Source organism: Rhodoferax sp. MLSD5-FHT05B10, assembly GCF_058793415.1.
This window is the reverse complement of sequence record NZ_JBXAFT010000004.1, coordinates 163,432-184,570: the sequence shown is the minus strand read 5'-3', so window position 1 is coordinate 184,570 and position 21,139 is coordinate 163,432. Positions and strand designations below refer to the sequence as shown.

General features: G+C 64.3%; 23 protein-coding genes. 4 read left to right on the top strand and 19 right to left on the bottom strand.

Going from position 1 to position 21,139, the window contains the following annotated elements:
• Positions 1–37 precede the first annotated feature (37 nt).
• The 4 genes from AC1Q5W_RS08115 to AC1Q5W_RS08100 all read right to left on the bottom strand — a co-directional run bounded on the left by AC1Q5W_RS08115 (position 38) and on the right by AC1Q5W_RS08100 (position 5,797).
• Complete coding sequence (locus tag AC1Q5W_RS08115; RefSeq protein WP_492644025.1) at positions 38–1,666, bottom strand: MFS transporter; 1,629 nt, start codon at positions 1,664–1,666, stop codon at positions 38–40.
• A 27-nt stretch (positions 1,667–1,693) separates the two neighbouring features.
• Positions 1,694–2,962, bottom strand: a complete 1,269-nt coding sequence (locus AC1Q5W_RS08110) for an MFS transporter (RefSeq protein WP_492644026.1) — start codon at positions 2,960–2,962, stop codon at positions 1,694–1,696.
• 161 nt (positions 2,963–3,123) lie between these two features.
• On the bottom strand, positions 3,124–3,855 hold the full coding sequence (locus AC1Q5W_RS08105) for a response regulator (RefSeq protein ID WP_492644027.1): 732 nt from the start codon (positions 3,853–3,855) through the stop codon (positions 3,124–3,126).
• 13 nt (positions 3,856–3,868) lie between these two features.
• On the bottom strand, positions 3,869–5,797 hold the full coding sequence (locus tag AC1Q5W_RS08100) for a type IV pili methyl-accepting chemotaxis transducer N-terminal domain-containing protein (protein ID WP_492644028.1): 1,929 nt from the start codon (positions 5,795–5,797) through the stop codon (positions 3,869–3,871).
• 106 nt (positions 5,798–5,903) lie between these two features.
• On the opposite strand from AC1Q5W_RS08100, the gene rpoH reads away from it, so the two are divergent.
• Positions 5,904–6,845, top strand: a complete 942-nt coding sequence (gene rpoH, locus AC1Q5W_RS08095) for an RNA polymerase sigma factor RpoH (protein WP_492644029.1) — start codon at positions 5,904–5,906, stop codon at positions 6,843–6,845.
• 95 nt (positions 6,846–6,940) lie between these two features.
• On the top strand, positions 6,941–7,945 hold the full coding sequence (locus AC1Q5W_RS08090; protein ID WP_492644030.1) for a Bug family tripartite tricarboxylate transporter substrate binding protein: 1,005 nt from the start codon (positions 6,941–6,943) through the stop codon (positions 7,943–7,945).
• A gap of 96 nt (positions 7,946–8,041) precedes the next feature.
• Here AC1Q5W_RS08090 and AC1Q5W_RS08085 read toward each other — a convergent pair whose 3' ends face one another.
• The 5 genes from AC1Q5W_RS08085 to AC1Q5W_RS08065 all read right to left on the bottom strand — a co-directional run bounded on the left by AC1Q5W_RS08085 (position 8,042) and on the right by AC1Q5W_RS08065 (position 12,169).
• The gene (locus AC1Q5W_RS08085) at positions 8,042–8,653 is read right to left on the bottom strand and encodes an SCO family protein (RefSeq protein ID WP_492644031.1); all 612 of its coding nucleotides are present in this window, start codon (positions 8,651–8,653) and stop codon (positions 8,042–8,044) included.
• Positions 8,654–8,714: 61 nt separating this feature from the next.
• Positions 8,715–9,611 (bottom strand): heme o synthase, encoded by an 897-nt coding sequence (gene cyoE / locus AC1Q5W_RS08080; RefSeq protein WP_492644032.1) that lies wholly within the window; start codon positions 9,609–9,611, stop codon positions 8,715–8,717.
• Entirely contained in the window at positions 9,608–10,735 is a 1,128-nt protein-coding gene (locus AC1Q5W_RS08075; RefSeq protein WP_492644033.1) for a COX15/CtaA family protein, read from the bottom strand. Before AC1Q5W_RS08075 ends, cyoE begins: the two co-directional genes overlap by 4 nt.
• A gap of 11 nt (positions 10,736–10,746) precedes the next feature.
• Positions 10,747–11,442: an SCO family protein gene (locus AC1Q5W_RS08070; RefSeq protein ID WP_492644034.1), complete on the bottom strand. Its 696-nt coding sequence runs from the start codon at positions 11,440–11,442 to the stop codon at positions 10,747–10,749.
• Complete coding sequence (locus AC1Q5W_RS08065) at positions 11,435–12,169, bottom strand: SURF1 family protein (protein ID WP_492644035.1); 735 nt, start codon at positions 12,167–12,169, stop codon at positions 11,435–11,437. The genes AC1Q5W_RS08070 and AC1Q5W_RS08065 overlap by 8 nt, the downstream gene beginning before the upstream one ends.
• Positions 12,170–12,184: 15 nt before the next feature.
• Here AC1Q5W_RS08065 and AC1Q5W_RS08060 point away from each other — a divergent pair, with 15 nt between their 5' ends.
• The gene (locus tag AC1Q5W_RS08060) at positions 12,185–12,406 is read left to right on the top strand and encodes a twin transmembrane helix small protein (protein ID WP_492644036.1); all 222 of its coding nucleotides are present in this window, start codon (positions 12,185–12,187) and stop codon (positions 12,404–12,406) included.
• A 70-nt stretch (positions 12,407–12,476) separates the two neighbouring features.
• Here AC1Q5W_RS08060 and AC1Q5W_RS08055 read toward each other — a convergent pair whose 3' ends face one another.
• The 7 genes from AC1Q5W_RS08055 to AC1Q5W_RS08025 all read right to left on the bottom strand — a co-directional run bounded on the left by AC1Q5W_RS08055 (position 12,477) and on the right by AC1Q5W_RS08025 (position 18,301).
• Positions 12,477–13,358, bottom strand: a complete 882-nt coding sequence (locus AC1Q5W_RS08055) for a cytochrome c oxidase subunit 3 (RefSeq protein WP_492644037.1) — start codon at positions 13,356–13,358, stop codon at positions 12,477–12,479.
• 69 nt (positions 13,359–13,427) lie between these two features.
• On the bottom strand, positions 13,428–13,640 hold the full coding sequence (locus AC1Q5W_RS08050; protein ID WP_492644038.1) for a DUF2970 domain-containing protein: 213 nt from the start codon (positions 13,638–13,640) through the stop codon (positions 13,428–13,430).
• On the bottom strand, positions 13,637–14,236 hold the full coding sequence (locus AC1Q5W_RS08045; protein ID WP_492644039.1) for a cytochrome c oxidase assembly protein: 600 nt from the start codon (positions 14,234–14,236) through the stop codon (positions 13,637–13,639). Before AC1Q5W_RS08045 ends, AC1Q5W_RS08050 begins: the two co-directional genes overlap by 4 nt.
• Before the next feature lie 3 nt (positions 14,237–14,239).
• Positions 14,240–14,350 carry a cytochrome oxidase small assembly protein gene (locus tag AC1Q5W_RS08040; protein WP_492644040.1) on the bottom strand — a complete coding sequence of 37 codons (111 nt, stop codon included), beginning with the start codon at positions 14,348–14,350 and terminating at the stop codon, positions 14,240–14,242.
• Between the two features lie 26 nt (positions 14,351–14,376).
• Positions 14,377–15,993 (bottom strand): cytochrome c oxidase subunit I, encoded by a 1,617-nt coding sequence (gene ctaD / locus AC1Q5W_RS08035; RefSeq protein ID WP_492644041.1) that lies wholly within the window; start codon positions 15,991–15,993, stop codon positions 14,377–14,379.
• A 59-nt stretch (positions 15,994–16,052) separates the two neighbouring features.
• A complete protein-coding gene (gene coxB, locus AC1Q5W_RS08030; RefSeq protein ID WP_492646128.1) occupies positions 16,053–17,237 on the bottom strand; it encodes a cytochrome c oxidase subunit II in 1,185 nt (394 codons plus the stop codon).
• Positions 17,238–17,407: 170 nt separating this feature from the next.
• Positions 17,408–18,301, bottom strand: a complete 894-nt coding sequence (locus tag AC1Q5W_RS08025; protein WP_492644042.1) for a biotin synthase — start codon at positions 18,299–18,301, stop codon at positions 17,408–17,410.
• A 47-nt stretch (positions 18,302–18,348) separates the two neighbouring features.
• Here AC1Q5W_RS08025 and AC1Q5W_RS08020 point away from each other — a divergent pair, with 47 nt between their 5' ends.
• A complete protein-coding gene (locus AC1Q5W_RS08020; RefSeq protein WP_492644043.1) occupies positions 18,349–19,044 on the top strand; it encodes a ComF family protein in 696 nt (231 codons plus the stop codon).
• Between the two features lie 26 nt (positions 19,045–19,070).
• Here the strand turns inward: AC1Q5W_RS08020 and AC1Q5W_RS08015 are convergent, their stop codons facing one another.
• From AC1Q5W_RS08015 to AC1Q5W_RS08005, 3 genes are read right to left on the bottom strand one after another with little or no spacing between them, the layout of a single operon-like run.
• Complete coding sequence (locus AC1Q5W_RS08015) at positions 19,071–19,571, bottom strand: 3-hydroxyacyl-ACP dehydratase FabZ family protein (protein ID WP_492644044.1); 501 nt, start codon at positions 19,569–19,571, stop codon at positions 19,071–19,073.
• Positions 19,568–20,824 (bottom strand): beta-ketoacyl-[acyl-carrier-protein] synthase family protein, encoded by a 1,257-nt coding sequence (locus AC1Q5W_RS08010; protein ID WP_492644045.1) that lies wholly within the window; start codon positions 20,822–20,824, stop codon positions 19,568–19,570. Before AC1Q5W_RS08010 ends, AC1Q5W_RS08015 begins: the two co-directional genes overlap by 4 nt.
• Positions 20,825–21,106: an acyl carrier protein gene (locus AC1Q5W_RS08005; protein ID WP_492644046.1), complete on the bottom strand. Its 282-nt coding sequence runs from the start codon at positions 21,104–21,106 to the stop codon at positions 20,825–20,827.
• Positions 21,107–21,139 lie beyond the last annotated feature (33 nt).

Below are 21,139 nucleotides of genomic sequence, written 5' to 3'. Positions count from 1 at the left end.
TCTTTTAACAGGGCAGAGGCACAAGGCCTCTGTCGCTTCAGGGGTTCTTGATTTCAGCGTCTGCGCGCAGGTAGAACCACCAATTGATGACCAGGCACACCGCGTAGAACACGGCAAACCCGTACATGGCGAACTGGGGGGTTCCCGCCTTGATCTGTGCACCAATCAGCACCGGAGCGATGAACGCGCCGTAGGCAGCAACAGCCGATGTCCAGCCGAGCACGGGGCCGGCCTGCTGACGGTCAAAGATGAAGCCAACGCTGCGGAAGGTGGAGCCATTGCCCACACCGGTGGCGGCAAACAGGACAATGAACAGCACCATGAACAGGAAGAAATGCTGCTCGGGTGCCGGCGACTGGTAGGCCAGCATCATCACGTAGCCCACGGCAGCAGATGCCGCGACCATCACCACCGAAACCCACTGGGTCACGATCGAGCCACCCAGCTTGTCGGAAATCCAGCCACCAATGGGGCGCACGGCGGCGCCGATGAACGGGCCCATCCAGGCGTAGGTCAGTGCCGAGGGGGCGTTCGGGTTTTTCAGCGTGTGGGTCATCACACCGGCGGCGTCCGGCACGTGCTGGAAGCCGAAAATGACCGTGATGGCCAGCGGCAGCGCCATCGAGAAACCGATGAAGGAACCGAAAGTCACCACGTACAGAGCCGTCATGGACCAGGTGTGCTTGTTCTTGAAGATTTCAAACTGCTTGGCAACGTTTTCCTTCATGGAACCGAAGGCGGCCAGGCGCATCATCAGCACGGCCGCGATGATGTCCAGGGGAATGGCCACCCACATGTTGAGCAAACCCAGGCCGGTAGGCGCCGGCAGGTACAGGTACAGCATGAAAATGGACGGCACGAACGCCAGCGTGTACAGGTAGGTCACCTTGATGAACGCTGCAATGGGGTTGCCCGTGTCCGGCGACACCGTCTTGAGGTTGCTCATGCCAAACCAGCACAGGATGCTCAGCGGAACCAGCGACAGGACCCAAGCAAACCCGGCGTTCTGGATCCAGGTCTGGGTGCCGGCAACGATCTTGCCGAAAATCCAGCCGCTGTCCTTAACCAGCGCGCGGGATTCACCGCCGAAGGCGCCGAACAGGCCGATGGTCATGACCAGCGGGATGACGATCTGCATGGTGGTCACGCCAAAATTGCCCAGACCCGCGTTCAGGCCCAGCGCCGTGCCCTGCAGGCGCTTGGGGAAGAACGTGCTGATGTTGGACATGGAACTGGCGAAGTTACCACCACCCACGCCCGACCATAGCGCCATCAGCTGGAATACCCACAATGGCCACTCGGGGTGCTGCAGCGCCACACCGGTGCCAATGGCCGGAGCCAGCAGCATCGCGGTGGTCAGGAAAATGGTGTTGCGCCCGCCTGCCAGACGGATCAGGAAAGACGCCGGAATGCGCATGGTGGCGCCGGAGATGCCCGAAATGGCAGTCAGCGTGAACAGTTCCGCCTGGGTGAACGGGAAGCCCAGGTTGAGCATCTGCACCGTGATGATGCCCCACATGCCCCAGACGGCGAAGCCGCACAGCAATGCCGGAATCGAGATCCAGAGGTTGCGGTAAGCAACTTTCTTGCCTGTGCTTTCCCAAAACTGCTCGTCCTCGGGACGCCAGTCGGAGATGTCAGCACCGGTATTGGTTTTTGTATTCATAGTGTTGGCTCCAGGTAAGAGAGCGATTTAGTCTTGCAGTGAAAACGGGGTGGCAGTTTTGCCCATGACTTGTGAGCGACGCACTTCGGTCCAGTACATCCAGATCAGGGAGACCCAGACCACGCCGTACATGAGCATGAAGGCGCTGGAGCGAATGCCGGTAAGGTCCATCAGCGCACCGAACATGATCGGCAGCACGAAGCCGCCCAGTCCTCCGGCCAGACCCACCATGCCGCTGATGGCGCCAATGTTGTGGGAGTAGTCATCGCTGATGTACTTGAACACGCTGGCCTTGCCAAAGGCGAAGGCCACGCCCAGGATGCCCATCAGCACCGTGAAGGCGTACACATTGAGGCCCAGGTGGAAGGTCGTGGAACCGTTGACCGTCATGATCGTGAAGTCGGTCTGGGGATAGGACAGCAGGAACAGGCAGATCCAGCTCACCCACATCACCCACCAAGTCACGCTGTGGGCACCGTACTTGTCCGACAGCACGCCACCGAAGGCGCGCAGCACACCCCCCGGCAGGGAGAAGCAGGCCGCCAGCAGGGCCGCCACGCGGATGTCCAGGCCGTACTCGCCCACGTAGTACTGCACCATCCACAGGGCCAGCGCCACATAGCCGCCGAACACGATGCTGTAGTACTGGCAATACTTGATGACCTTGGGGTCTTTCAGGGCCTTGAGCTGGTCCTTGAAGCTGACCGTGCTGGGCACCAGGTGCGCCGGATCGCTGTAGCTGAACATCCAGAACAGGATCAGCGCGCCCAGCATGATGGCGGCGTAGACCTGCGGCACCATGGTCCAGCCAAAGGCCACCAGGATCACGGGCGCCACGAACTTGTTGACTGCCGCGCCGGAATTGCCGGCGCCGTACACGCCCATGGCAGTACCCTGGCGCGCCTTGGGGAACCAGCGCGCGACATAGGGGGTTCCCACCGAGAAGGAGCCGCCAGCCAGCCCGACAAACAGGCCGATGGTGAGAAAGTGCCAGAACTCGGTGGCGTAGCTCATCAGCCAGATGGCCGGCACGGTGATGGCCATCAGGGCCGCCATCACGACACGCCCACCAAACCGGTCGGTCCAGATGCCCAGGGGCACACGGATCAGGGACCCGGTAAGCACCGGCGTCGCCATGAGCAATCCAAACTGCGTGGAGTTGAGGTTCAGCATTTTCTTGATCGGGATACCGATCACGCCGAACATCATCCACACCATGAAACAGACGGTGAAGGCCAGGGTACTGACAATCAGCACCGACCACGCTTTTCTTGAGTTACTCAGTTCAGAAGCCATATGTCTTTCTCCAGAGATATGGCGTAACTGTCGGGCATTCAGGGGGTGCTGAATATCCACCTTTGGAACATGGCGATCCACCAAAAAGAACTAGGGCGCGTCCCGTCGCCCTAGTTCCAAAGAACTACTCCCTAGTCCAAATGGATTTCATTTGATTTGCATCAAGTGAGATCGTGCGCTGCTGCGTAGACGGCTGCCTGCACCCGCGACGTCAACTGCAGCTTGCGCAGGATGTGCTGCACATGGATCTTGACCGTGGTTTCCGCAATGTCCAGCGCCCGTGCGATCACCTTGTTGCTGTCCCCGCGCGCAATGAGGGCCAGAATTTCCCGCTCCCGGGAGGACAGCGCGTCCAGCCCCGAGACGGCGCGCGGGCTGCGCACCGCGGCCCCGGTCGGCGCGGCGGCCGCCCCCCCCGGTTCCACCAAGGGTGCGGCAGAGGATGCCACGGCCGCGGGTACGGCGGCATTGCTGCGGAAAGCGGTGACCAGCTTGGTCATCATTTCCGGGCTGACCACCGACTCCCCGGCGAGCACCTTGACGATGGAGTCGCACAACTGGTCTGATTCCACCGTTTTCAGCAGGTACCCATCGGCGCCGGCCCGCAGGGCGGCCGCCAGATCGTCCTCGTTCTCGCTCACGGTCAGCATGAGCACGCTGGTTCCCGGCGCGGCGTCTTTCAGGGCGGCGATACCGTCGACCCCCCGCACGCCTGGCAAATGGTTGTCCAGCAGAATCAGGTCGGGGCGGCTGCGCTGCACGCAGCGCAGCGCCTCGCCGACGTCTCCCGCCTCACCCATGACATGGAAACGCTCGTCCTGGGAGAGCAGCGCGATCAGCCCGCGGCGAAACAGGTTGTGGTCATCGACCACCAGCAATTCAATGGTTTTCATCCGTTGTGTCTCTTCAGGCACCATGCACCGGTTCTGCCAGCGGCGCCAGGTTCAGCCCCGCAGTGGCCAGGCCACCGGCAACGGGATGTTGCGGCAATGTTAACGTGACGGTGGTGCCCTGGCCCGGCACGGAGCTCACGCTCACTTCGGCACCGATGCGGTCGGCCCGCTCGCGCATGATCTTCATGCCCACGTGGGACTCGCCGGGGCTCTGGTGGGCATCGAATCCCACACCGTTGTCGCGCACCACAAAACGCCAGTCCAGGCCCTTGGTCACATCCAGACTGACGTGGGTGGCCCCTGCGTGCTTGCGAACATTGGACAAGGCTTCCTGCACCACGTGCAGCACCTGCACTTGCACGTCGGGCGGCAGGGGCAGGCCATCGCCCTGCACCTGCAGCAGGGTGGGCAGGCCCGTCTGGTGCTTGAACTTCTGCAAAGTCTCCTGCAGCGCCTGCTCCACGTCGTCGGTGTTGGTGCGGGTGCGGAAATGGACCAGCAACTCACGCACATCGTTGATGCTCTCGCGCAACCCGGCATCGAGTTCGTCCAGCGCGGCCTGCACCTGGGTGGGCTGTGCCTTCTGCGTGGCCGTGCGCAGCAGTTGCACCTGGATTTTCAGGAACGCCAAGGACTGGGCGATCGAATCGTGCAGCTCCCGCGCCAGCATGGCCCGCTCTTCGCCGACGGCGGCCTCGCGCTCCAGCGCAGCGGCGCGCAGCCCCTCCAAGGCGCTGGCCAAGTGGCTGGCCAGGGCATCCAGCAGTTCCACCTCATCCCCGCTGAGACTGACGGTGCTGCGGAAAAACAGGTCGATTTCGCCAATCAGACGCTGCTGCAGCCGGATGGGCACACTGACCACACTCTCGTAACCCGCACGCACGCAATGCTGCATGGGCGAGTCGTCCTGACTCACGATCGGTATGACGCGGGTACGGGCATCGAGCTTGAGGTCGCCGCACGCGCAGGCGCCGGCCATCAGGCCGCGCTCATCGTTTTCCATCTCCTTGGGCAGGCAGTCGGAGGCCAGCATGAGGTAGCGCTGGTTTTCCTCGTCCGACCAGCGCACCGCCACTGCGTCAGCCTTCATCACCGTGCGCACCCGTTGTGCAAACCCCTTGCACAGCTCCTCAATGGTGGCGGCCCCCGCCAGAAAGGCACTGACCTCGTACAGCGTTTCAATGCGGGTCCGCTGCGCCTCGATACGCCGGGTTTTCGCATCGACCTTCGCCTCCAGGCCGTCGTACAGCGACTGCAGCCGGGTCGCCATCATGTTGAAGCCGGCAGCCACCTGGCCGAACTCGTCCTGCGTGTCCACCTCAATCCGGGTATGGAAATCGCCGGACTCCACCTTCAGAAGACCCTGCCGCAGATTGGCCAGCGGGTTGATCACATACAGGTAGCCGGTGTACAGCATCACCACTGCCGCCCCGATAGCCAGCGCCATCATCACCAACTGAAACAGGTTCAGGATGGCCGTAAAACGGGACATCTGCTGCTCAATGGCCATCACAAAGCTGTCAATGGCGCTGACAAACTCACCGGCCGTCAGCAGCGACTGATGGGCCGACAGGGGCTGCTCGGCCAGCCACTGGCCGCGCTGCACCTGCCACAACGACTCCACCACGGTGAATTTGCGGCGGACCGTCTCATCCCACGGCACGAACAGCGGGCGTGTCGGGTCCCCGGTGCGCAACAAGCCCAGGCTTTGGTCGAACTCGCTGACCAGCGCCTGCACTTCCGCACGCGACAGCCCGGCCTGCACCGTGCTGGACAGGCGCCAGGTCTGCATGCGCATGCGCCCGGCCTCGTTGACCGCGGCGGCGCCCCCCTCCAACTGCCAGGTGACCCACAGCGTCAAACCGATGGAAACCAGGGCCACGACCAGCAGACCCGCGCCAATCCGGATAAGCTTGTTGGACAGGGAGGATTTTCTTTGCATCCCCCGAGGTTACTACTGCGACCGCTATCAAAGTGATTGAACTTCTTGATTGGCACTCGATCACAGAGAGTGCTAATATTCCTCCAGTAATACAAGGAGTTCTGGTATGACGCTTCAAATTGGATCTTCCGCCCCCGCTGTGACCGTTGCGAACCCGTGGGCCATGGTGCCCTCGCTGGGCAACTTGGACGCCTATATTTCGGCCGCCAACCGCTTGCCCATGCTCACGCTCGAGGAAGAGCAGGCCTTCGCACGCAAGCTGAAGAACGAGAACGATCTTGAAGCCGCAAGTAAGTTAGTGCTCTCTCACTTGCGCTTGGTGGTGTCCGTATCCCGCCAGTACCTGGGCTACGGCCTGCCCCACGGCGACCTGATCCAGGAAGGCAATGTGGGCCTGATGAAGGCCGTCAAGCGCTTCGACCCCGACCAGGGCGTACGCCTGGTGAGCTACGCCCTGCACTGGATCAAGGCCGAAATCCACGAGTACATCCTGAAGAACTGGCGCATGGTCAAGGTGGCCACCACCAAGGCCCAGCGCAAGCTGTTCTTCAACCTGCGCTCCATGAAGCAGCGCTACAAGAGCGACGATGCGGCTGCCGACGCCGGCACCCACCGCGAAACGCTCAGCCCCGACCAAGTGGCGGCCATGGCGCGCGAACTCAACGTCAAGCCGGAAGAGGTGCTGGAGATGGAAACCCGCCTGTCGGGCGGCGACGTGCTGCTGGACCCCAGCCCGTCGGACGACGGCGAGGACGCCTTTGGCCCCATTGCCTACCTGACCGACACCAGCCATGAGCCGGTCGCCATGCTGGAGTCCCGCCAGCGGGACGTGCTGGCCTCGGAAGGCATTGCCACGGCCCTGGAGGCGCTGGACGCCCGCAGCCGGCGCATTGTGGAAGAGCGCTGGCTCAAGGTCAACGACGACAACACCGGCGGCATGACCCTGCACGACCTGGCCGCCGAGTACGGCGTCAGCGCCGAGCGGATCCGCCAGATTGAAGTCGCCGCCATGAAGAAGATGAAGGCCACCTTGGCCGCCTACGCCTGAGCGGCCCTGCCAACCGGGCACACCGTGCTGCGGCCCCCACCCCAGCCCCTGAGGGCGGGGGCCATCAGGGGTTTTTCGTATCCGGAACCGTATCCATGCAACGCCGCGCCCTGCTTCTTGCTCCATTTTTCATAGCTGCCTGCACAACATCCACGCTGGCCAACGCCCAAAAAGACCCTAAAAATGAGCCGGCATGGCCAACCCGCCCGCTGCGCATCATCGTGGGCTTTCCCGGCGGCTCCTCCCCCGACCTGACTGCCCGGGCCTTTGCCGAACCATTGGCCCAGGCGCTGGGCCAGCCGGTGATTGTGGAGAACAAGGTGGGCGCGGCCGGCAACATCGCGGCGGCTGCCGTGGCCAACGCCACCGACGGCCACACCATCGGCCTGATGATCAACGGCAACCTCACCATTGCCAAGCTGCTCAACCCCAAGCTGGCCTACGACCCGCGCCGGGACCTCACGCCCATCAGCCTGATTGGCACCTCGCCCCTGGTGCTGGTGGCGCCGGTGCGCATGCCCGGCGTGGCACCCGGGGCCCCGGCGCCGGCGGTTCTGGCCGCCGCGCGCGCCGCCGGCGACCACTGGAACTATGGCACGCCCGGCGTCGGCACCGTGGGCCATCTGGCCATGGAACTGCTCAAGACCCAGGCCCACATTGCGCCCGTGCATGTGCCCTACGCCGGTTATCCGCAAGTGGCCACGGCATTGATAGCCGGCGACCTGCAACTGTCCCTGCTGCCCCCGGCCCTGGCTCTGGCGCAGATCCAGGCCGGCAAATTGCGCGCCCTGGGCATCACCGCCAGCGTGCGCAGCCCGCTGGCACCCGACTTGCCCAGCCTGTCCGAAGTCGGCGTGCCGGGCTTCAACCTGGCGATCTGGAATGCGGCCGCCGCACCCAGCACCATGTCCCGGGCGGTGGTGAACCGCCTGTCCACCCTGTTCAGCGAGATTGCCCGCAGCCCCGCCATGCGGCGCACGCTGGCGCAGCAGGGCTGGCAAGTGGCAGGAACGTCGGCGCAGGGGCTAGCCAACCGCATCGCGTCGGACACGGCGCTGCTGGGCGGCATCATTGCCGCACAGGGCATCCGGATCGACTAGTTTTGCTATTGTTTTGGTAGCTGCCTGCGCAGATTGCACGGGCGCCAGAGGCCAAAAATGCCCCGAAATTGCGGGGCCGCTACGGCCCCGCCCAGCTCAGGATGCCTGCTTGAGCAGGATCTGGATGTCGGAGGTCAGCGCCTTGACGTCGCTGCCATAGCGGGCAAACAGGCGCAGCTGGCCCTTGGTGTCGTACACATAGCTTCCGGCTGAGTGGTCCAGGGTGTAGCTGGTGGGGGTCTTGCCCTCCACCTTCTTGTAGTAGATCTTGTATTCCTTGGCCAGCTCGGCCTGCTTTTCCGGCGTGGTGTACAGCGCCAGGAAGGTGGGGTCGAAATTGGCCATGTAGCTCTTGAGCAGCTCCGGCGTGTCACGCTGCGGGTCCAGCGTCACGAACAGGCCCTGCAGGCGGTCCCCGTCCTTGCCCAGCGCCTTTTTCACCGCCGCCAGTTCCGACATGGACGTCGGGCACACATCGGGACACTGGGTGTAGCCAAAGAACATGACCACCACCTTGCCTGCAAAGTCCTGCAGGTGGCGGACCTGGCCATTGTGGTCGGTCAGCTCAAAGTTCTTGGCGTACTCCGCCCCCGTGATGTCCACCGACGAAAACGCCGCCTGCTGCGGGGAGCAGGCCCCCAACAGGCCCAGGGCCCCGGCCAGCAGGGTGCTGCCGGCGATCCACTTCAATGCAAAACGTTTGTTCATATCGACCCGATTCATCCAAAGTGCGCTTGGCCGCGCCAGACCCTGCAGTCTAGCGCGCCGTCTAGAAAATATAGTGGTCCAGCAAAAGCGCCGCGAACAGGGCGCTGAGGTGGATCAAAGAGAAGCGAAAGGTCCTGCGCGCCAGCGCATCGGAGTAGTCGCGCCACAACTTCCAGGCGTAGCCGCAGAAACCCGCGCCCAGCACCACCGCCGCGGCCAAGTAGAGCCAGCCGCTCATGCCGTAGACAAAGGGCAGCAGGCAGGCCGCGAACAGCACCAGGGTGTAGAGCAGGATCTGCAGCCGGGTGAATTCGCTGCCGTGCGTCACCGGCAGCATGGGCAGACCGGACTTGCGGTAGTCCTCCACCCGGTACAGGGCCAGCGCCCAGAAGTGCGGCGGCGTCCACAGGAAGATGATGAGGAACAGGATCAGCGCCTCGGGCCCCACGTCGCCCGTCATGGCCGCCCAGCCCAGCACCGGCGGCATGGCGCCGGACGCGCCGCCGATGACGATGTTCTGCGGCGTCAGCGGCTTGAGGATCACGGTGTAGACCACGGCATAGCCCACAAACGTGGCAAAGGTGAGCCACATGGTCAGCGGGTTGACCCAGAAATACAGCACCGCCGAGCCCAGGGCACACAGCGCGACCGAAAACAGCAGGGTCTGCCCGTCGCCCAGTTCACCGCGGGCGGTGGGGCGCCAGGCAGTGCGCTTCATCTTGGCATCGATGCCCTTTTCCACCAGGCAGTTGAAGGCCGCCGCCGCCCCCGCCACCAGCCAGATGCCTAGGCAGGCCAGCGCCGCCCGCACCACCTGCGCCGGCGTCGGGGCCCCGGGCACGGCCAGCACCATGCCGATGAGGGCGCAGAAAACAATCAGTTGGATGACGCGCGGCTTGGCCAGCGCATAAAACTGCCGGAACACGGACAGGGCCGGCGCAGACGTATTGGCGCTCATGCGGACACCTCCGCGGGTGCCGTCCGGCCCCGGGTCAGCAGCCAGACCAGCGCCACCACCATGGCACCGGCACCGCCGGTATGCAGCACGGCGGCGACCAGGGGCCAATCCAGCACCACGTTGCTCAGGCCCGTGGCGAACTGCAGCACCACCAGCATGCCCAGCGCCCGCGCCGGAGTGCGCAAGGCCGGGTAGCGGCGCCCGAGGTGCCACGCAAGGCCCCCCAGCACCAGCAGGGTCAGGACAGCCAGCAGGCGGTGCGAAAAATGGATGGCCGTGAGCGCCTGGAAGCTGATGTGCTCACCCTGCGCCGTCAAGCCCAGGGGGCGCCAGATTTCAAAGCCCTCGGCAAAATGCATGGCCGGCCACCAGCTGGCCTGGCACATCGGAAACTCGGCGCAGGCCAGCACGGCGTAGTTGGTGCTCACCCAGGCGCCCGAGGCGGCCTGCAACACCAGCAAACCCAGAGCCAGCCACAAGGCGGTACGCGCGCCGTGGCGCAGCGCGCTGCCCGGCACGGGCGGGGGCCCCAGGCGCACCACCTGCGTGGCCAGCAGGGCCAGCAACATGTAACCCCCGAGCAGATGCAGGGTCACGATGGCGGGAAACAGTTTCATGGTGACCGTGAGCGCGCCGAAGGCACCCTGGATGCACACCCACACCAGGGTGAGCGTCGGCCACCAGGGGCTGATGCCGCCCCGCAAGGCAGGGGACTTGCGCCCCACCCAGCCGGCAACCGCCAGCACGGTGATCAGGACGCCCACGCCCATGGCCAGATAGCGGTGCACCATCTCCACCCAGGCCTTGCCAGGCGTCACCGGCCCGGTGGGCATGGCCTGCTGGGCCGCCGCAATATGCTCCCCGGCCCCCAGCGGGCTGGCGCTGCCATAGCAGCCGGGCCAGTCCGGGCAGCCCAGGCCGCTGTCGGTCAGCCGGGTGAACGCACCGAACAGCACCAGGTCAAAGGTCAGGAACAGGGTCATCACGGTCAGCGCCTGCAGGCGCCCCACGGGCGTGGCCCCCCGGTTGCGCAGCACCACCCAAGTCAGCGGCCCGGACGCCAGCAGCAGCCCCATCACGAGCATGCGCAGGACCGGCGAAAAATCGTACAAAGCAGTAGGCATAACGGTCGTTCTCAGGGTTGGCGGCCGGGGGTGTCCCAGACAGCTGCGGCGCGCAGCAGGCGGTCCAGGTCACGCTTGACATTGGAGGCACCGTGGGTGTCGAGTTGGGGCGGGAAGCGCATCATCCAGTTGCCCATGGGGTCCACCAGATACAGGTGCTCGGACAGCTCGTGCCCGGCCTGCGGCTGCAGCCACTGGGCCAGCGCCGCGGGTGGCACCCGCAGCACCGTGGCGCCCTTCAGCGCCGGACGCAGCGCCTCGGGCACCACCGCGGTATCGGTGATCAGCCAGACCCAGTCCACGCGGTCCTTTTCCTTGCCCAGCGCCTCGCGCAACTGGCGTTGCAGGTACAGGTGGCGCTGGCAGGCATCGTCGCAGGCGCCGGTGGACGCGCTGACGAGCAACCACTGGCCCTTGAGTGCACGCAGGTTGACCGGCTGGGCGTCCAGCGTAGTGGCCACCAGATCGGGCAACGGGCGCTGGGGATTGATCAGTTCGCCGAAATTGCGCCGCCCCTCCGGGCGCAGCACGTAGTAGGTGTAGTACGACGCCACGACCGGGGCTACGCACACCAGCAGCACCAGCAGCATTTTCCAGCGCCCCATGCGGGTGCGCCCCGCCTGCGCGGTCGCGACCTCCTGCAGGGCAGGCAGGGAATGCACGGTCATGCCCAGGGGCTGATCGTCATGGAGAGGGGGGCTAGACATGGCGGGACGGGTCCTTGGGGCGATGAATGAAACGTCGAACAATTTGAAACCAGACATACAGCACGGCAATCAGGCCGGCCAGGGCAAACCACTGCAAGGCATAACCGATGTTCTTTTCCACCCCGAGGTTGAGGGCGGGCCAGTCACGCAGCAGGCCATCGCCCGAGGCGCCGGTCTGCTGCAGGGTGATGGCCGGCAGCGGCAAGCCGGTTTCCCGCCTGAATTGTGTCAGGTCGAGATTCTGCCGGATTGCACCCTCCCCCACGCCACCCGGGGCATAAAGGTCGGACGGTGGCAAGGCCATGCGCCCCTCCACTTCAACCACACCATTCGGCGTGTCCAGGGGCGCCAGGCGCGTGCGGTCCACGAAATTGCGGGGCGTCCAGCCCCGCTGCACCACCACGGCACCGCCGCCCTCCAGCAACAGGGGCGTCAGCACCAGGAACCCGACGCGCCCGTCCATGGGGCGGTTCTCCAGGTACACCGTGGCGCCCTGCACCCACGAGCCGCGCAGACGCGCCCGCTGGTGCAAGAGCCCCAGGGGGTCAGCCGCGTGGCGCAGGGCCGCGCTGTCCAGCGGCGACTTGGCGCTCTGGCGCTCCACGGCGGCCTGGCGTTCCTGCTTCTCCGTGGCCCGTGACAGCTGCCACACACCCAGCGCCACCGTGGCCGCCATCGCTGCGACGGCCAGCACCGAGACCAGGGCAAACTTCAAACGGGAATTCACCCGATAATCCTGTGCATGACGTACCTTGTAAGCATTGCCTTTGTGGCCATTCTCGCCAGTCTGGCGCTGGCCCTGTTCTTCATGTTGCGCGGCGGGCGCAACGGCGAGAACGCCTCCCCCAAAATGGCCCGCGCCCTGGGGTTGCGGGTGGGATTGTCCATCGTTCTGTTCGTCGGTATTCTCGTGGCCTGGAAAATGGGCTACATCCACCCGAGCGGCATTCCCCCGGGACATTGACCGGCCCCTGTTCAGGGCACCAATCAAAAAGGCACCGCAAGCGGTGCCTTTTTACATGGCGCCCCGAAGATCAGAGCCAGTAGACCAGCACGTACAGGCCCAACCACACCACGTCGACAAAGTGCCAGTACCACGCCGCGCCTTCAAAACCGAAATGGCGCTGGGGTGTGAAATGCCCCTTTTGCAGGCGCAGGGTAATGAACAGCAGCATCAGCATGCCCACGAACACGTGGAAGCCGTGGAAGCCGGTCAGCATGAAGAAGGTGGAACCAAATACGCCCGAAGTCAGCTTCAGGTTGTACACGGTGTAGGCGTGGTAGTACTCGAAGCCCTGCACGCAGAGGAACGTGGCGCCCAGCAGCACCGTGGCCCACATGAAGCCGATGGTCGTGCTGCGCTTGCCGGCCACCAGGGCGTGGTGGGCAATGGTCAGGGTCACGCCGGAGGACAGCAGCAAGGCCGTGTTGATGGTGGGCAGCCAGAACGGGCCCATGGTCGTGAAGGGCTCCACAATGCCGGCGGGCGACGCCGTGGCACCGGCTGCCACACTGGGCCACACGGCCTTGAAGCCGGGCCACAGCAGGGAGTTGTCCAGGCTGCCCAGCGCGGGCACCGAGTGGGCGCGGGCCCACCACAGCGCCGTGAAGAACGCGCCGAAGAACATCACTTCGGAGAAGATGAACCAGCTCATGCTCCAGCGGTACGACAGATCGATCTTGTGCCCGTACTGGCCACTCTCGCTCTCCGAGATGGCATCGCCAAACCATTGGTACAGCACAGCCAGCCAGCCCACCAGGCCGATGGCCAGCGCATATTTGCCCCACTCGACTCCGTTGACCCATTGGCCTGCGCCCAGGATCACGAAGAACAGCCCCAGCGCCGCCATGGCGGGATGGCGCGAGGGGCCGGGCACAAAGTAGTACGGGCTTGCGCCGTGTGTTGATGAACTCATTTCAGCTCCATTCCTTCCAAATACTCGTCTGTTCCTAGCCCGCGAAAAACCCGGGGGCTTCGTCTTCTCTTATTTAGCAACCACCCAATTGACCAGCACCACCAGCCCCACCACCAGCAACAGCACCCCGACCAGCCCGACCGCCACCACGTGCAGGGGGTTGACCCGGGCCAGATCCTCCTGATAGCCGCTCTTGCTGCGCACACCCAGGAACGACCAGGCCACCAGCTTGACGCTGCGCCAGAACGAGGCCGCGGGGGCCGCCGAATTTTTATCCGTCACGACCGCACCTCCGTCCCGTCAGCACCCCGCACACTGGCCACCGGAGCCGGAGGCGTTTTGCCACCAACTTCAAAAAAGGTATAGGACAGCGTGATGGTGTTCACGTCCTTGGACAGCTTCGGATCAATCACAAACGCGACCGGCCAGTTCTTTTTCTCGCCCGGATCCAGCGTGTACTGGTTGAAGCAGAAGCACTCCAGCTTGTTGAAATGCGCAGCGGCCTGCTGGGGCGCATAGCTGGGAATGGCCTGCGCCGACATGCGCCGGTTCTGGGTGTTCTGGAATTCGTACATCACAGTGGTCAGCTCGCCCGGGTGCACCTGCACCGACCGCAGCGCCGGCTTGAACTGCCAGGGCCCGCGAGCGTTGGCGTCGAACTCCACCGTGATGGTGCGGCTGGTATCCACCTGCGTGTTGGCCGGGCCAACGGGCGTGGCGCCGGGGATGGTCCGGTCGCCCAGCGCCAGAATGTTGATGCCCGTGACCTCGCAAATCGTCTTGTAGATGGGCACCAGCGCGTAGCCGAAGGCGAACATGCCAACCGTGATGACGGTCAGCTTGCCCACCATGCGGAGGTTTTCGCGCTTGAGGTTCATGGCTCAGTGCCCCAGGACAACCATCCGGGCCACAAAGCCCAGGAAGAACAGGGCCGCAACCGAAGCCAGGATCAGGCCGGTTTTGATATTGGCTTTCTTTTGCTCGGGGGTCATGATCACGCTCCGGTCCTGCACCACGCTCAACCAATGACCTTGGTGGCCGTTGCGTCCAGCTTGGGCGGGTTTTCAAAGGTATGGAACGGCGCCGGCGACGGCACTTCCCACTCCAGGCCTTCTGCGGCTTCCCACGGTTTCTGCGGGGCTTTCTCGCCCTGGCCGCGCATGGTGGGCACCACCACGAACAGGAAGAAATACACCTGGGCGAAACCGAAGAAGAAGGCACCCACGGAGGCCACGGCATTGAAGTCGGCGAACTGCATGGGGTAGTCGGCATAGCGGCGGGGCATGCCGGCCAGACCCAGGAAGTGCATGGGGAAGAAGGTGACGTTGAAGGCGATGAGGGACCACCAGAAGTGGATCTTGCCACGCGTTTCGTTGTACATCACGCCGGTCCACTTCGGGCTCCAGTAGTAGAAACCGGAGAACATGGCAAACAGCGAACCGGCCACCAACACGTAGTGGAAGTGGGCCACGATGTAGTAGGTATCCTGCAGCTGGATATCGATCGGAGCCACGGCCGGAATCAGGCCGGTGAACCCGCCGATGGTGAACACGAAGATGAAGCCCACGGCGAACAGCATGGGGGTTTCGAACGTCATGGAGCCCTGCCACATGGTGGCGATCCAGTTGAAGATCTTCACGGCGGTAGGCACGGCGATCAGCATGGTGGCGTACATGAAGAACAGCTGGCCGGTCACCGGCATGCCGGTGGTGAACATGTGGTGCGCCCAGACGATGAAGGACAGGATAGCGATGGAAGAAGTTGCGTACACCATGGAGGCGTAGCCGAACAGCTTCTTGCGGGCAAAGGCGGGAACCACCTGGCTGATGATGCCGAAGGCCGGCAGGATCATGATGTACACCTCGGGGTGGCCGAAGAACCAGAAGATGTGCTGGTACATCACCGGGTCACCGCCGCCGGCGGGGTTGAAGAAGCTGGTGCCGAAATGGCGGTCGGTCAGCGTCATGGTGATGGCGCCGGCCAGCACGGGCATGACGGCGATCAACAGGTAGGCGGTGATCAGCCAGGTCCAGCAGAACATGGGCATCTTCATCAGCGTCATGCCGGGTGCGCGCATGTTGAGCACCGTGACGATGATGTTGATCGAACCCATGATGGAGCTGGCGCCCAGGATGTGCATGGCAAAAATGCCAGCGTCCATGCTGGGGCCCATCTGCAGAGTCAGCGGTGCGTACAGCGTCCAGCCGGCAGCGGGGGCGCCGCCGGGCATGAAGAACGAACTGACCAGCGTCACGGCGGCCGGAACCATCAACCAGAAACTGAAGTTGTTCATGCGGGCGAACGCCATGTCCGAAGCACCGATCTGCAGCGGGATCATCCAGTTCGCAAAGCCCACGAAGGCCGGCATGATGGCGCCGAACACCATGATGATGCCGTGCATGGTGGTGAGCTGATTGAACAGCTCGGGGTTGACCAGTTGCAGCCCGGGCTGGAACAGCTCGGCGCGGATGATCAGGGCCAGAATGCCGCCAATCATCAGCATGGTGAAACTGAACAGCAGGTACAGCGTGCCAATGTCCTTGTGGTTGGTGGCGAACACCCAGCGCCGCCAGCCCGCGGGCGCGTGGCTGTGGTCGTCATGGGCGTGATCGTGGTGGTCTAGAACGGCACTCATCCTGATTTCCTTCTCAATTCTCGAATTTGTATCTGGCGGCTTGACGGGCCCGGATCACATCACTTGCGCAAGGCCAGCACATCGGCCGGCTGCACCACCTGACCCGTCTTGTTGGACCAGTGGTTCTTGGTGTAGCTGATGACCGCGGCGATATCGGTATCGCTCAGGGCCTTCCAGGACGGCATGGTCAGATTGTTCTGCCCGTTGAGCACCACGGCGATCTGCTTGGTCTTGTCTGCGTCCAGCACGACTGCGGCTCCATCCAGCGGCTTGACAGGACCGCCGCCCTTGCCGTTGGCCTGGTGGCAGGCGGCGCAATTGGCGGCGTACACCTTTTCACCGCGCTGCAGGCTGTCGGCCAGCGTCCAGACCTTGGCAGGATCATCGGCCTTGGCGGCCAGCTTCTTCATCTCGCCGTCCACCCATTTGGAATAGTCTTCCGCCGACAACACCTTGACGTGAACGGGCATGTAGGCGTGCTCCTTGCCGCACAGTTCGACGCAGTTCCCGTAGTAGTCGCCCACCTTCTCGGCACGGAACCAGGTGTCGCGGACAAAGCCCGGAATGGCATCCTGCTTGACGCCGAACGAGGGCACACCCCAGGAGTGGATCACGTCATTGGCGGTGGTGATGATGCGCACCTTCTTGTTGACCGGCACCACCAGAGGCGCATCTACCTTGAGCAGGTAGTCATCGACGGAGTCGCCCTTCTTGGGGCCACCGGCGTCGGACAAGGCGCGCTGGCTGCTGTCGAGCGACGAGATGAACCCGATGCCCTCACCTTCGCCCTTGAGGTAGTCGTAACCCCACTTCCACTGCATGCCGGTCACCTTGATGGTGAGATCGGAGTTGGTGGTGTCTTTCATGGCCACCACCACCTTGGTCGCCGGCAAGGCCATCAGGATCACGATGAGGAAGGGAATGACTGTCCAGACCACTTCCACCAGCACGGACTCATGGAACGTGGCGGCCTTGTGGCCCACCGACTTGCGGTGTTTCCAGATGGAATAGAACATGACGGAGAACACGGCCACAAAAATGATGGAGCACACGATCAGCATGAACCAGTGCAGGCCGTGCAACTCTTCCGCGATCCGGGTCACTGGCGGGTGCAGGTTCAACTGGTGCACCGCCGGTCCGCCGGGCAGGTCGTTGACCGCATGCGCCAGAGTGAACGCCGCAGTACCTGCCCATGCGCTGGCCGCCAGCAGCAGCGAAACCAACTTCTTGAAAATGCTCTTCATCATGGTTGTTTCTTCATCGAATCGGATTAATCGGCACCAACCCCAGCCCGACCCGCGTAGCAGGCCGCTGGCTGGGTCGCCAGAACCAGGTTGCGGGTTATTGTAGCCCACACCATCCGAATAAATTCAGAACCAAAACCGAATGTCAAGCCCGGTTATCAAGCGCTCGGCTATTTTTTCTTGACTTGCCTCAAAGCCGTCCGCATTTCGTCCAGCGACACTGTCGTTTCCGGGCGCATCGTCAGGCGCGGCTGCGGCTTGAACGCATGGCCATAGATGACCTCGAACGTCAGCTGAAGGCGGCCATCCGCCGCGCGCGCACCATCGCGCTCCAGCGCCGCGCACAGCTGCGTGCGCCAGCCGCGCCCGCGCAGGGCGTCAAAGCGCTGCGGATGCAGGTTGCGCCCCAGTTCGCGCAACTCGGCCAGCAGGCGCTGCGGTGTCGCAAACGTCAGGGTGATGCGCTCCATGTCCATCACCGGTTCGGCAAAACCGGCCTGCACCAGCATGTCGCCCCAATCGTGCATGTCGGTAAAGGTGTGCGACGGGACAGGCCAACCCTGCGCGGCATACACCGCCCGCAACTCGCGCAGGGTATCGGGCCCCAGGCAGGAAAACATCAGGAACCCGTCGGGCGCAAGCAGGCTGCCCCAGCGCGTGAGCAGCGCCTGCGGGTCCGCCGCCATGTGCAGCGCCATGTTGGCCCACAGCATCTGCACCGGTGCGGACGGTGCGCCGAAGTGGACCGGCGCGCCGGTCCACCGTGCCGGATTCCACCACGCAGGCGCTATCAATTTGCTAGCTGTCTGCGCATGTTCTGCGGCAGTTTCCACCACATAACACTCTGATTTCGGATACCGCCGGGTGAGCAGCGCCTGCGCCTGCAAACCGCCCCGCAAGGGCTCCCAGTGCACCCAGGCCTGCGGCTGCAGCGTCATCCACTGCAGTCGGTCCTCCATGCGGCGCGCGACTTCCTCGTGCAGCCATGGAGAGGCGGCCGGCAGACTGCGGGCCCAGCGCGCAGCGGCCTGGAGATCGATGGTGGGAGGGAGCGCGGACGACATGGTGTGCAGGGGCTGGAGAGAGGGGGCGAGACGAGTATATTGGCAGCGTGTTTCGCCAACTGCTTCAAGGGATATCGCGACGCCTGCCCAGCCAGTGCGCCGTGTGCCATGCCTGGCCCGCCCAACCGGTGTGCGACGCCTGCGTGGGCGCATTTGCGCAACCACTGCCCCGCTGCCAGACCTGTGCCCTGGAAGTACCTCCCGGTGTGCACCAGTGTGGCGCCTGCCTGGTGGCGCCGCCCCCGCTGGACGCCTGCCTGGCGGCCGTGCCCTATGCCTACCCCTGGTCCACCCTGGTGGCGGACTTCAAGTTCCGCCAGCATCCCGGCTGGGCCGCCAGCTTTGCGCTGGTGCTGCGCAGCACCCCCTGGGTGGAGCCGGCACTGGAGCGCGCCGACGCGCTGCTACCCATGCCCCTGTCGAAAGAACGCCTGCGGGAGCGCGGCTACAACCAGGCCCACGAACTGGCCTGCGCCCTGGATGCGTCCAAGGCGCGCACCGGCGTGCTGCTGCGCATCCAGGACACACCGCCCCAACGCACCCTGCCCCGCGCTGAACGTCTGCGCAGCGTCCAGAACGCCTTTGCCGTAGACCCCCTGCAGGCAGAACACCTCCGGAACCGACACGTGGTGCTGGTGGACGATGTCATGACCAGCGGAGCCTCCCTGCACGCCGCCGCCCGCACCTTGCGTAGCGCGGGCGTGGCCACCATCACGGCGATCGTGCTGGCCAGGACCGCCTAGTGCGGAACCGTTCCGCACCGGACCGGTCACCCGCCGTGGAGGGCGGCCATCAGCTGCGACCGGGCGGTGTAGACCATCAGGATATCCAGTTGCGCAACCTCCGCGGCATGGGCATGCACCGTGGCACCCACCTGCACGGCCATGGGGGCCATTTGCCGGCACTGAATGTGGAACTCCACATCGGTCTGCGGCACCACCGGACGCTTGAAGAGGCATTTGCGAACCGATGCGAGCACCCCCACCAGGTCGCCCGGCAAGGACCGCACGTAGGGGTCGCCGGCCAGCAGCCCGGCCCCCGCCAGTTGCGCCATGGCTTCGATCAGCAGCACGCCGGGGACCACCGGCAACCCGGGAAAATGCCCCTGGATCACGCCGTTTTCCAGCGGCCAACGCGCCATTCCCGTGAAGTGATGCGGCCCCTGGACCTGCACCTGCTCACAGACAAAGATATCGCCCCGGTGCGGCAGCAGGGCCTGAATGGCCGGGCGATCCAGGGAGAACGGATAGACCACGGCTGGCGCCGTCATGGCGCATACCGGCGTGCCAGCAATGCTGCGTTGCTGCCGCCGAATGCAAAGGAATTGGACATCACCGCGTCAACATGGCACCCATGCCGGGCGTGCAGCGGCAGGTAGTCGAGGTCACACCGCGGATCGGCCTGGTCCAGATGGGCGGTGGGCGGCAGCGAACCGCTGTTCATGGCCATGATGCTGAGCGCGAACTCCAATGCTCCGCCGGCTCCGATCAGGTGCCCGTGCACGGCCTTGGTCGAACTGACGGCCAGCCGGTCGGCCGCAGCGCCAAAAACCGTGCGAATGGATTCGGTCTCCGTCACATCCCCGGCATCGGTGGCGGTGCCGTGCGCATTCAGGTACTGCACCTGCGACGCTTCCATGCCCGCCTCGCGCAAGGCTTGCTGCATGGCACTGACCTGCCCCTGCACCGAAGGTGCCGTCATGTGCTGGGCATCGCTGCTGCAGCCGTAACCGGCCACTTCAGCCTGAACAGGCGCCTGCCGGGACTGGGCATGCGCCGCACTTTCCAGCACCAGGGCTGCCGCGCCCTCGCCCAGGACAAAACCGCTCCGGTCGGCCGCAAACGGTCGGCAGCTGCGCGCCGGATCGGCGGCATCGGGCTTGGCCATGACCCGCAGGGCATTCCAGGCCATCAGCGAACCCGGGCTCAACATGGCTTCGGTACCGATCACCACCGCAGCGTCCAGGTAGCCGTGCCGGATGGCGCGCATGGCATCCCCGACCGCCACGGCCGACGACGCGCAGGCCACGGAGTAGGTACTGCTCTGCCCCCGCAGGCCGTACCGCATGGACACCAGGGCCGCCGCAGCATTGGCCATCATGCGGGGCACCGACAGCGGGTGCATCACGGTCGGGTTCTTGTGCGCCTGAGCCGGATCGTGCAGAGTGTCGAAATAGCGGGTGTACAGACTGTCAACCGTCTGCGCGCCACCGAAACCGATGCCGACAAACACGCCAAAACGCGTGGGGTCGGCAGGCGGCACGGCCATGCCCGCATCGGCCATGGCCTCCTGCGCGGCCACCAGCGCAAACTGTGTGGCGCGGTCCAGACCGGCATATTTCTTGTCGAGCAACGGCTCCGGCTCGGGGGCCGGAGCCAGCAACAGATGGGGCAGCCGGGGAACCAGTCCGGCCGGCGCCATCTGGACGGCGCTGCGGGCGGCCAGCGCAGCGGCAAAGCTGCTGTGCCGATCAGTGCCCAGAGGGCAGATCATGCCCAGGCCGGTAACGAGAACCGTATCCACTCAGCAGGCAGCTTTTTCGGCGTCGAGCGCCGGCAGTTGCCCGCCATGGTGCGCGCGCACCGTGGATTCGATGTCAGCCACCATTTCCGTGAAGCTCATCGACAGGAACCGCATGGGTTCGGGAACCTGCAGGCCGTACTTGTCTTCAATTTCGAACAACATCTCCAGCAAGCCCAAAGAATCCAGCTCAAGGTCTGCGACCTGCAGTCCCGGCGCTGCAAACTTGGCCGGATCAACCCCTGCACTGGTGATCAAATAATTTTTGATGGTTTCTTCAAGCATAGGTGGGTACGGGTTGTTTGCCGAAATTGTACC